Origin of the sequence: Shewanella sp. 10N.286.51.B2 (assembly GCF_041469265.1) — a bacterium.
Taxonomy (GTDB): domain Bacteria; phylum Pseudomonadota; class Gammaproteobacteria; order Enterobacterales; family Shewanellaceae; genus Shewanella.
The window spans coordinates 15,348-27,267 of record NZ_JBFRKH010000020.1; the positions used below are offsets into that span (position 1 = coordinate 15,348).

Sequence of the window (11,920 nt, forward strand, 5' to 3'; positions counted from 1 at the left end):
ATAAAAAAACCGTCAATTGACGGTTTTTTTAGTTTTACATACTGTAATGAGGGCTAATTATAGACCGGCATCAGCACGTAAGATTTCAGCTTTATCAGTCGCTTCCCATGGGAATTCGTTACGGCCGAAGTGACCATAAGCAGCAGTTTGTTGGTAAATTGGACGAGCCAAATCCAACATCGCTGTTAGGCCGTAAGGGCGCAGTTCGAAGTGTTGACGAACTAACTTAATTAATACGTCTTCTGATACTTTACCGGTACCAAATGTTTCGATGCTAATTGAGGTAGGCTCTGCTACACCGATTGCATAAGAAACTTGGATTTCACAACGATCTGCAAGACCTGCAGCGACGATGTTCTTCGCTACATAACGTGCTGCGTATGCAGCACTACGGTCAACTTTTGATGGGTCTTTACCTGAGAAAGCACCACCACCATGACGCGCCATGCCGCCATAGGTATCAACGATGATTTTACGACCGGTTAAACCACAGTCACCTACAGGGCCACCAATAACAAAACGGCCAGTTGGGTTGATGAAGTACTTAGTATCTTTGTTTAACCACTGTGATGGTAAAACTGGCTTAATGATGGTTTCCATTACGCCTTCGATTAAGTCTTCCTGACTAACATCTTCACGATGTTGAGTTGATAGAACGATTGCATCGATACCAACAATTTTACCTTCATCATAAGCAAAGGTAACTTGGCTTTTTGCATCTGGGCGAAGCCAAGGTAAGGTGCCATCTTTACGTACTTCAGATTGACGTTTCACAAGTTTGTGAGCGTAAGTAATAGGAGCAGGCATTAATACGTCAGTTTCGTTGCTGGCATAACCAAACATTAAACCTTGGTCACCAGCGCCTTGTTCTGCAGGATCACTGCGGTCAACACCTTGGTTGATATCAGGAGACTGCTTACCAATGGCATTTAAAATGGCGCAAGAATCAGCATCAAAACCCATATCAGAATGAGTGTAACCAATTTCACGCACTGTTTTACGCGTGATTTCTTCGATATCAACCCATGCAGAAGTTGTGACTTCACCACCGACTAATACCATGCCTGTTTTTACGTAAGTTTCACAAGCAACACGCGCTTTAGGGTCTTGCTCTAAAATTGCGTCTAATACTGCATCAGAAATCTGATCAGCGATTTTATCTGGATGACCTTCTGAGACCGACTCAGAGGTGAACAAGTGGTTTGCCATAATGGGAAATCTCGTCTTTTTGAATTTGAACGTGTAGAGGTATCTACATCTAGACGTCTATTTTAGTCGAATTTAAAAATGATAACACCCCCCAATACGATAATAAGTCAAAAATTGTGCAATGCCGCAAATAATTAAATTCAACCTAAAAGCTTGTTTAGGAATTAGTTGTGCTTATCTTTATGATTGTATTAGTTTAATGTGTTTTTTGTGGTGATATTTTTTAAGGCTGTATGCTAAATTAAACAATTTATTTAGCCAGTGGATTTGGGCTTATCAATAGAGGCCCCCTTATTGACTTACTAGAAATATGGTCATTAAGCCTTATGTAAACCAGCAAGATTCCACTTTATTGTACCTATACAGAGTTTGATAAGCCTTAAGAGAGGCTAAGCTCTGAAAAAATACTGTGGTTAACCTCGTGTCTTTATTGAATAAAATCAGACAAGTAAGTTGTATTTTAAATAATGCTGCTGTGCCTTTAGCATTTATCACTAAAAAAAGCGCTAATATCAACACAAATCGCTTGTTAAATAAATGTAAACGTAATTGTTAGCTGGTACGCTATTTTGTATACTACCAAGCTATAACTCATAATATTTATTTATATAAAGTGACTGTTTATATTTCGATACAAGTTGTAACACTGGTCAATTCCTTTATTAACAGTGGCTTAATTAATTTTGTATCAAACAACTTGTGCGTAGAATGGTTTTTATTTGATTTATATTTATGATGACTAGTGAAAATAATAATAATAACAAATTACTAGGTGAGACTTGATGGCATTACTTCAGTATCAAATAGGGCCGTGTACGTTAGATTGCAGCATAATGACCTTAAGCTGTGGTGATAAGACAATTAAGTTGTCGGCTAAAGTGTTTGAGTTGCTGAAACTGTTTATTGATAGTCCAGATCATATTGTTTCTCGCCAAACAGCAATTGATACCATCTGGGATGGTAACCAAGCTGTTGGTGAAAAAGGTTTCACTAATTCAGTATGGCTAATACGAAAATCCTTTAAAGATTTACATATTGAAGCAGATTTACTGCTGACATTACCAAAACTTGGTTACCAATTAGTGTTACCGATTTCATTAATTTCTTCAGCTAATGAGGAGACGAGTCTTTCAGATATCACTCACAAAAAGGCAGGCCGTAAACATACCGTGTTGGCAGTTTTTGTGCTCGCATTTGTGATACTACTCAGTTATTCCGCTTATCAATTTATCAAATCTTTTACAGAGCCTGAAGCCGCAGCCGCTTTGGCGTCACCAATAAAAAGTAAAGTGACCAATTTTGAAGGGGTTGAAGAGCATATTGCCGTGTCCAATGATGGCAAATACCTTGCGATGCAATGGCGTAATGGTCAGCAACCGGGCAAAATTTATATTAAAGAGCTTAATAACAATGACTCGCCACTGAAATTAATTTCGTTTGTCGATAGTGAAGAAGCTTCTCCCGCTTGGTCGCCGTCCGATCAAAAACTGGCTTACGTGCGAGTTTTAGCTAGTGGTGTTTGCCAAGTAAGAGTAAGGCATTTACAGCAAAATACCGATGATCTTGTGACTGAGGGCTGCTTTTATTTGCCATTTAAACGAGTACTGAGCTGGTCAAAAAATGATGAAGATACACTTATTTTTGCGAAGCAATTAACTGATAGAGTGGCTTTGTTTTCATATTCGATGTCGACAAAGCAAAGTACACAATTAACCAAGCCCGGTAAAAACGAGGTAGACTTTTCGCCTCATCAATTGACCAATAATGATGAAATTGCGTTTATCAGAGAAAAAAGTTCATCACTTCAAATGAGCCTGCTATTAAAACGTGGTGAAAGTGATGTAGTTGATTTAATAGCGAATAGTGTCAGTATTATTGACTATGACTTTAGTTATCAAAATGACAGCTTTTATGTGAATCATATTGAAGGATCAAATTTAGTGATTTCTAAAATTGATCTGTTAGGTAATGTTCAGCATACCATTCCATTTACTGGCTTAATCAGTAGCGTCACTTATTCCGATGTGACCGAGACGCTATTTATTAGCGAGCACATTTCAAAAGAGTATATTGCACAACTGAGCTATCAAAACCAAAAAGTACTGCGAAAAATCTCCTCATCTTCACGAGACATGTATGCCCGTTATTCAAAAAAGACTGGTGATATTTTATTTTTGTCAAATCGTTCAAAATTGTGGTCCACCTGGAAAAATAACCAAGTCACTAGTAAAAACCTGACTAAAAGCATGGGGAATGCAGGGGTCGTGGGGGTATCGCCCACCAGTGAGATGTTTGCCGTCACCATCAACCGTAATGATAAACAAACCTTATATTTAGGTAATATTCAGTCGGAACTATTTGAAAGAGTTGATATTGGCGATCTTGCAGCCGAAAACATCAGTTGGTCTAAAGATGGCAAGGCTATCTATTTTAAAGGCACTGAAAATGAGAGTAGTGGCATTTATCGTTATTCACTTGATGATAAATTACAGCCAATTAAGTTTGGCCAAGGGAATTATGCTGTTGAAGGTGAGTCCCCAGATATACTGTATATGTCGAAGTTTAATTTAAATGGTATTTGGCGTTTTGATGCCAATACTAATGAAGTTAGCCAGATTACCGATCGTTTAGCTAAATATGATTTTGGCTCATTTTACTATGAAGATGGCTTTGTATATTTCGTCGAACGCACAGTAAAACAAGACCTGATCCAACGAATCAATGCTGCTGGCGAGATACAAACTGTGATGTCATTTCCAGCGAATACAGTGCGCAAGTTTTTTGGTTTATCAAGCGCTGATGAACAGTCTTTATTGTTAACATTAAAGGTTGCTAACGAGGCCGATGTTGTTGGTTATCGCCTCTAACTAGTGTTGTTGGTATTATGTTTTTCGTAGTTAAATGACTGTATTTAAATAAAAAAGATAATTAAAAGATATAAGCTAGACAAGCGCAGATATAAATATGAGTATTAAATGAATCTGAGGTTGTTGTGACAATGTTCCTTGCACGTTATTAATTGGTTAGAGCCTGAAAAAGGCCGAATAACAAAAAATAACGTGAAGGAATGGAAATGAAATTTAATAAATGCACGCTCGCATTATGCGTCTCAACCGCCATTCTGTCGGGTGCTCTACATGCGAATGCTCAGACCGAATCAGTATCAGCATATGGTAGCGCTCAGCAGCAAGAACGCGCGACCTATACTCTATATTTAACAAATGCCGCAGCTATCGAGCGCCAAGGTGATAAACGCGATTACACGCAACGCCTTGCTGAAGTTAGCAAATTACAAGATCAAGTATTCAACCAAATTAAAGCCATTGATCCGCAGGCAATATTAACAGTGCGTTCAGGGTTAGTTGCGAATATAATCAATGTTGAACTGCAAAGCGGCTCAGTTGCTCAAGTTAAGGCGCTTGATGCAGTGCAACGTATTTTCAGTGCCAGCAATACTAGCAGCGTTAAGCAAACTGAAGCGACTCAGTCTGTTCAGCAAAATGCTACGGTAATGGCCGATGAAGAAGTCGCCTTACTGACTCCATATACTGGCAATGAATCGGCTGGTGCTGGTGTTAGCGTTGCAATCATTTCTACCGGTATTGATTACACTTTACCAATATTTGGTGGTTCAGGTGTTTATGGCGAAAATAATGACCCTGAAACGCCTCCACCGGCTGGCAGTTATTTAGAAGCCTTAGAAAATGGCGCTATTGAATATAGCGGCTTCCCTACAGCAGTAGTTGCAGGTGGTTGGGATTTTTCAAGCGAAAACTACGGTAATGACGCTAACCCAATCGATCAAAACCTAAGCTATGAGTCTTGGGATGGTTGGGTATACCCTACAGGCATGGGGACTGAGCTTGCGAGTATCGTGCATCAACTTGCACCTGGTGCATCACTTCATGCTTATAAAGTCTATAACGTATCGGGCGCAAGTTGGGACCCTACTTATATTACGGCGTCAGGACCTTCATTAGATAAACTTGTTCAAGCCTTTGAGCATGCTCTTGACCCTAACCAAGATGGTGATATTAGTGACCGTATCGATATTGCATTACTAGAGGCTTCTGGCGCGGGTGCATTTTTTGATATCGATGGTAATGCCTCGGTAAGCTTACTGCAATTGATGATTGAACGTGTATCAGCTCAAGGTATGACTGTCGTCACTCATGCTGGAGATTTAGCTGAGTACTCACTTTATGGTGACGCTGAAGCAAAACACCGTAACTGGATTTCAGCTGAAGGTAGTGCGACTTCGGCAATTACTGTTGGTGCAGTAAACTATGCTGACGATGGTGAAACACTTGTTGTACCTGAATGGGCTGCAATGGGCCCAGTGCGTGGCTCACAAACGTTAAAGCCTGAAATTGTCACTTTCACTGACAATCAGCCAGTGGTGCATATTTCCAATGCAGATGAAACTGCAGCTAAGTACGGTATGCGCTCTGGCTCTATGGCAGGTGCTGCAAGAATTGCTGCCGCTGCTGCGGTGATTAAAAGTCAGTTCCCAGGTTTTGGTCCTGCTGAAATTAAAGCTGTTTTAGCTAACACTGCTAATATCGATAGTATTTTAGAAAGTGATGAAATTACCCCTGCTGAAATCTATTCTATTGGTCATGGTGTTGAAGATTTAGATGCTGCAATCAGCTCGCCTTTAGTGGCTTGGGAAAGCGCTTCAAATCAACCTTACGTTCAATTTGGTATGCATGAAATTGCAGATACTAAAACAGTTCATAAGAATATCACTGTTCGCAATGTCTCAGATACCGCTCAGACCTACAGCTTATCGTTTAAAATGGTCGGTGATAAAGCTGCCCATGAAGCATTAACACTTAACTTGCCTGAATCAGTGAATATCCCTGCTAATTCAAGTGTGGTTATACCTGTGTCTATGATAGTTGATGCTAATAAACTGCCACAATGGCCGTTGATGAGCACTGCGGATCATACTGACGCTAACTTAAAAGCAACTGAGCTAAATGGTTACATTAGCTTAATGTCTGAAGGTAAGCCTGAGCTTAACCTTGGTTGGATGGTAAAAGCGCGTCACAGCACCTCGATTACTAAACGCCCAAACGCGATTGAGTTTCCGACTTATCTAGGTTGGAACCCAGACACTTTCCAAACAGAATGGAATCACTTAGCTTGGGGTCGTGAATTATACCCTGATGATGAGTTTGGTAATGGCAGTTATCAAGGTTATGTGGCTTCATTCATTAATGATTCTAAGACTGAAACAACCTTTCAAGCTTATCCGTTAATTTTACAAAACCGTACCGTTAGACCTGATTTAGAAAATGTTAAAGGTCATAAAATCAAAGCTGTTGGTGGCGCTATTTTTGATGATGCCATGTGTACGGTTTCAGGTAAGAAGCTCAATATTGCCGTAAGCTTATTCGACCGCGCAGATGTGGCACTGGCTAACTTTCAAGAGCGTGGCCCACAGCTATTTGCTTATGACCTATTTTTTGAATCGGTTGTTTTAGAAAATGGTTGGAATGAGAGTTTTTCAGATGGCTACATTTGGGATGAAGCGCAGCAAGTAAACCAGCCACGTATTGCGTTAAATGCCAAAGGTCAACCAGCGACATATGTAATTGATTACAGCGTTGCTTATGACTACACCAACCCAAATGGTCGTATGAAAGAATCTACCCTACCAACGTATTTTACCAATAATGGCAAAAATATCGTTTCTCAGGTTTGTCTTGAAGACCTATATCACCACGAGCTTGATAGCGTAGAAGATTTTGACCAAAACTTTGGTTTCCATATTCAAACCGACCGCCACACAGGTAAAGAACAATACGAACCAATTGCACAATTTAACCCGATTAAAGGTGGTAATTATGCAGTTGAAGAGTCTTGTTACTTTGATTGGTTTACCGGCATGGATGTGTGTACCGATGTAGCAAATGACCGCTCTGTTCATGTTGGTTTTGCGGCAATGGGTCAAGATGCTGAAGTTGGCGAGCTAGCGTTTTCACCAACCTATACTGCTCAACCAGGTGAAGAGGTTTATATCGCTTCAGTGGGTGCATCTGATTTAGGTGGTATCGGCCAGATCCCTGCACCGAAAGATTTCATGGTTGTTAGTGTAAACGATGACTTCATGCAAATTGGCTATAACGCAATGGTAGATGATGATGGTTCTATTGTTGCAAGAGCACAGGCTAACCAAGTCTTTAGCGTTGCAGAAGGCGCTGAAATGAATACTGTTTTAGGAAAGATTGAGCTGGATACTCAGGGCTTCTTTACTTACGGTTCAACAGACTTTGAGCCGCTTGAATTGCATATCGTTAATTCAGTTACAGGTACGCCTTTTGCGATTGACCAAGAAACTCATGAGTTATACGTGGTTAATCCATCAGCGCTTGATTTTGAGAACAACCAAGAATTTGAACTTAAAATCCTTGCTCAAAAAGGCAACACAGTTGGTGAAACCGAAAGCATTAAGGTGATGGTCACGGACGTGAATGATATTGCGCCAGTAGTTGATGAAGACGTTGCCGCTGCTATGCCGACTCCTCAATTGACCTTCAAAAAAGGCGATTCAGCAAGCTTTACCATGGATATCGATGGACTGTTTATGGATGTCGAAGGTAACAGCTTAAGCTACACAGTTGAAGGTTCAGGCTTTACTGCACTGGCTATCGCTGGCACTCAAATCACGGGTGAACTTGATAGTGAAGGTAGTCATCAACTAACTGTTACGGCTTCTGACGGTGTGAATGAAGTGAGCCATACGTTAACTGTAGAGTCAACGTATGAAAAAGACAGTGGTGGTAGCTTAGGTATGTTATCTCTGCTGTTCGCAGGTCTTATCGCACTGCGTCGTCGTTTCTAACTGGCTAAACACTTGCTTGTTTAACCCTGGTAGGGAAAGCCGAATTCGGCTTTCCCTTTATAAAAAGAATAATAGGTTATCAAATGAAATTAAGTAGTAGATATTTGGTTCTTAGTGCTGTGAGTTCAGTATTGGCATTTTCTAGTCATGCTGATTCAGGCAAACCGCTTAACAGCATCAATCCTGGCCAAGAAAAAATAAAACTAGAACGTGCCGGAAAAATGCGTACTGACGGACTGTACTTTGTCCGTTTAAAAGATAGCGCGCTAGCAAGTTACGATGGCTCGGTTACAGGCTATGCCGCAACCAGCATCAAAAGTAATCAAAGTAACAAAACTACAGCGGGCGTATTAAATCTTAAATCTCAAGCCAGTGTGAGCTATAAACGCTACCTTGAGTCAAAGCAGACACAAATTACCCAAAGGTTAAGCGGTAAACTTAACCGTACTTTAAAGCCAACACAACAGTATCAAGTCGTTGCTAATGCATTTGCACTGCAGCTTGATGCCAGTGAAGTTAAAACCATCCAAAAAGATCAAGATGTATACAGTGTTGAACCTGTCGGTATGCATTATATTCAGACTTCTACAGGACCTGAATTTATCGGAGCCAAAAAAGTTTGGCAAGGTGTCAATGATATCCCTGGTACCAAAGGTGAAGGGATTATTGTCGGTATTATGGATACCGGCATTAACGCTACGCATCCCTCATTCAAAGAAGTGGGCGATGATGGCCATGTATTTGTTAATCCAAATGGCGAAAATCAATACTTTGGCGATTGTCAGCAATACCCTAAATTTTGTAACAACAAACTGATTGGTATTGTGAGTTATCCAGAGCTTGTTGATTATCGGGCAAGTGTTGCATATAACCTAGATGACCCAAGTTATGATGACCTAGCGGATAAAGCTAAAGTGGGTTATGACTTCCACGGACATGGCTCACATGTGGCATCTACGGCAGCAGGTAACGTCGTTCAAAACGTTAATTATTACCTTCAAGTGGAAGAAGAAGATGGCAATATCATTGCCGAAAAAAGTGCCTTTGAGTTTCCTGAGATTAGTGGCGTGGCCCCCCATGCCAATATCGTCTCTTACCAAGTGTGTGACGATGTAGGCTCTTGTTACCCTGAATTTACGATTCAAGCTCTTGAGCATGCCATTGAAAATGGCGTGCAAGTACTTAATTATTCAGTTGGCGGCTCTGCAACTGACCCGTGGGATTCAGTAAGCGCTGAGGCATTCTTAAATGCGCGTGAAGCTGGTATTCATGTGGCAACAGCAGCTGGTAACGCAGGACCTACAGCGAGCACAATTGGCTCTCCTGGTAATGCGCCTTGGGTAACAACCGTAGCAGCTTATAGCCATAACCTGAGTTTTGACGAGAAAGGTTTGACTGATTTCACCTCTGTTGGTGGCACTTCTCTGGCTGATTTATCGGGCCGTGGTGTTACCAAAGGCTTTACCGGTAAGGTGGTTCAGGCTAAAGATTATGATGAAGCCAATGCTATGTGTACTGAGCCTTTTGAAGCAGACACATTTACTAGCGATCAAATTGTTGTCTGTGAACGTGGCCTTAACGCTCGTGTACGTAAAGGTATTATTGTCAGAGACGCCGGTGCGGGTGGCATGATTTTGATTAACCTGGAAGGTGGTGCAGATACGGTAAATGATGATAACCACGTACTTCCAGCTATTCATTTAAATGATGTTGACGGCCAATTATTGACTGACTGGTTAGCAACTGGGACTGATCACCAAGCAGCAATAGCTGCCAGTGTAACCAGCACTGATGATAGTTTGGGTGATATTGCCGGCGCATTTACTTCTCGCGGACCAAACCTGCCATATCCGAATATTTTTGCTCCTGATATTGCTGGACCGGGTGTGGATATCTATGCTGCAAATGCAGAGGACAGAGTATTTGAAGGTGAGATTGGCCATATTCCTTATGTGTCATTCTCTGGGACATCCATGGCAAGCCCACATGTTGCTGGCGCACTTGCCTTGATCAAATCAGCTTATCCTCAATGGACGCCTGCGCAAGCGCAAATGGCTATTATGTCTACAGCTTATCAGGTGACTTACCAAGATGATGACTATGACGGTGTTAAACAGCGCTCTGATTTCTTCACTCAAGGTGCCGGTAGTATCCGTATTAATGATGCCCTAAAAGCGGGTTTATTAATGGATATCACTAAAGAAGAATATCTTGCAGCTAACCCATCGATTGACGGTAACCCAGGTGATTTGAATACAAGCTCGATGGTTAACAATGAGTGTATTTCAAATTGTACTTGGACACGTAAAGTCACAGCGACGAAAAGCAGTAACTGGACAGTGGGTTATGAGTACTTAAATGATGGCTTTACTTTTGAAGTGTCACCTTCATCATTTGCACTTAACGCTGGTGAGTCTCAAGTATTGACGATCAAGGCTATCGCTAATGCAGAGTTAGTTGATGAATGGGTGCATGGCTACATTAATCTAAAGAATTCAGCTGATGACATGAGTGATACTCACTTACAGGCCACTATTGGCTTTAAAGCGGGGCAAATCGTAGATAGCGTTTCAGCTAAGTTAAACAACCTAGATAATACAATCGAGATCAATGACATCGTTACATCTGGTAGTAATGATCTGCAAGTTAACGGCTTTGGTTTATTTAAATCACAAAGCTTTAGCGGCACAGCGATCGGTGCATCTAATGATGTTGAGCGTAACAGCCCTGCATACAATCAAGAGGTGTTATTTACCACAACGACTGTTGTTAAACCCTATACCAAACGTTTAGTGGTTGAAATCACAGATACAACTTCACCTGACATGGACTTATATGTGGGTATTGATGAGAACAATGATGGTAAAGCGGATGCAAGCGAACTGTATTACTCATTAGTGTGTATCAGTGGTGAAATTGACTCTAACGAGCAGTGTATTATTCCAACACCTACCACAGGTAATTACTGGATACTTGCGCATAACTATGAAGGCACAGTCGCTGATGAGGCTGATGACGTTACAGTGCGAGTGACTCATGTTAGTTATTCTTCTCAAGCCAGTTTCGACATTGATGCGCCAAGTACTGTTGCCCAAGACGAAGAGTTTGATGTCAGCATGACAGTTAATGGCTATCTTGATGACAGTCAAACCTTAACTCCGCTAGAAGAAGGTGAGGTTTACTACGGCTTACTAGAACTGGGGACAACGTCAAATTTAGTGCGTAACATTGGTGGCACACTGATTAAAGTTGAAGGTTTGGCTCCAGTTGAAGTACCTGTTAATACCGCTCCAACAGTGGCTAATCCACTTAGCGATGTTGAAACTGAGCTTACTGACTCAGGCAGTGTTGCATTCAGTGTTGATTTAACAGATGTATTTGCTGATGCCGAAAATGACACTCTGACTTATAGCGTGTCAGGCTTAGATACATTAAGCATTGATGGCATGAGCTTATCTGGCAGCTTGACTGAAGCGGGAACATTTGAAATTAAAGTGACAGCAACGGATGGTGAGTTATCAGCATTTAGCATGTTCACACTCACGGTTGCCGCAGCGCCAGAGGTTATACCTCCGGTAATCGAAGAACCAACTAAAAGCAGTGGTGGTGCTTTGGGTTTGGGTTGGATGATGTTGCTGATGATGGCATGTATTCGCCAGCGTAAACGTGTTCAGAAATAGCTTAAAAACTAACTGTAAACTCGCTGTTAATATCAGCCCGATGAATTATCAAGTCATATAATTAATCGGGTTTGTGGCAGTACTTCTTATTGTTTAATTACCTTTATAAGGCCAACAAGGATGTTGGCCTTTTTTTCCTTCCCGTTATCATTTCAGCTATTGCCTCCCCAACGCATCCAAA

General features: G+C 41.2%; 4 protein-coding genes. 3 read left to right on the top strand and 1 reads right to left on the bottom strand.

What is annotated here, in order from left to right; genetic code table 11:
- Nucleotides 1–57: 57 nt before the first annotated feature.
- On the bottom strand, nucleotides 58–1,209 hold the full coding sequence (gene metK, locus AB4140_RS05800) for a methionine adenosyltransferase (protein WP_102439707.1): 1,152 nt from the start codon (nucleotides 1,207–1,209) through the stop codon (nucleotides 58–60).
- A 782-nt stretch (nucleotides 1,210–1,991) separates the two neighbouring features.
- On the opposite strand from metK, the gene AB4140_RS05805 reads away from it, so the two are divergent.
- The 3 genes from AB4140_RS05805 to AB4140_RS05815 all read left to right on the top strand — a co-directional run bounded on the left by AB4140_RS05805 (nucleotide 1,992) and on the right by AB4140_RS05815 (nucleotide 11,739).
- Nucleotides 1,992–4,076, top strand: coding sequence for a winged helix-turn-helix domain-containing protein (locus AB4140_RS05805; RefSeq protein WP_102476928.1), 2,085 nt, complete (start codon nucleotides 1,992–1,994; stop codon nucleotides 4,074–4,076).
- 206 nt (nucleotides 4,077–4,282) lie between these two features.
- Nucleotides 4,283–8,059 carry a S8 family serine peptidase gene (locus AB4140_RS05810; protein ID WP_372000115.1) on the top strand — a complete coding sequence of 1,259 codons (3,777 nt, stop codon included), beginning with the start codon at nucleotides 4,283–4,285 and terminating at the stop codon, nucleotides 8,057–8,059.
- Nucleotides 8,060–8,142: 83 nt separating this feature from the next.
- Nucleotides 8,143–11,739 carry a S8 family serine peptidase gene (locus tag AB4140_RS05815; RefSeq protein ID WP_372000117.1) on the top strand — a complete coding sequence of 1,199 codons (3,597 nt, stop codon included), beginning with the start codon at nucleotides 8,143–8,145 and terminating at the stop codon, nucleotides 11,737–11,739.
- Nucleotides 11,740–11,920: the final 181 nt, after the last annotated feature.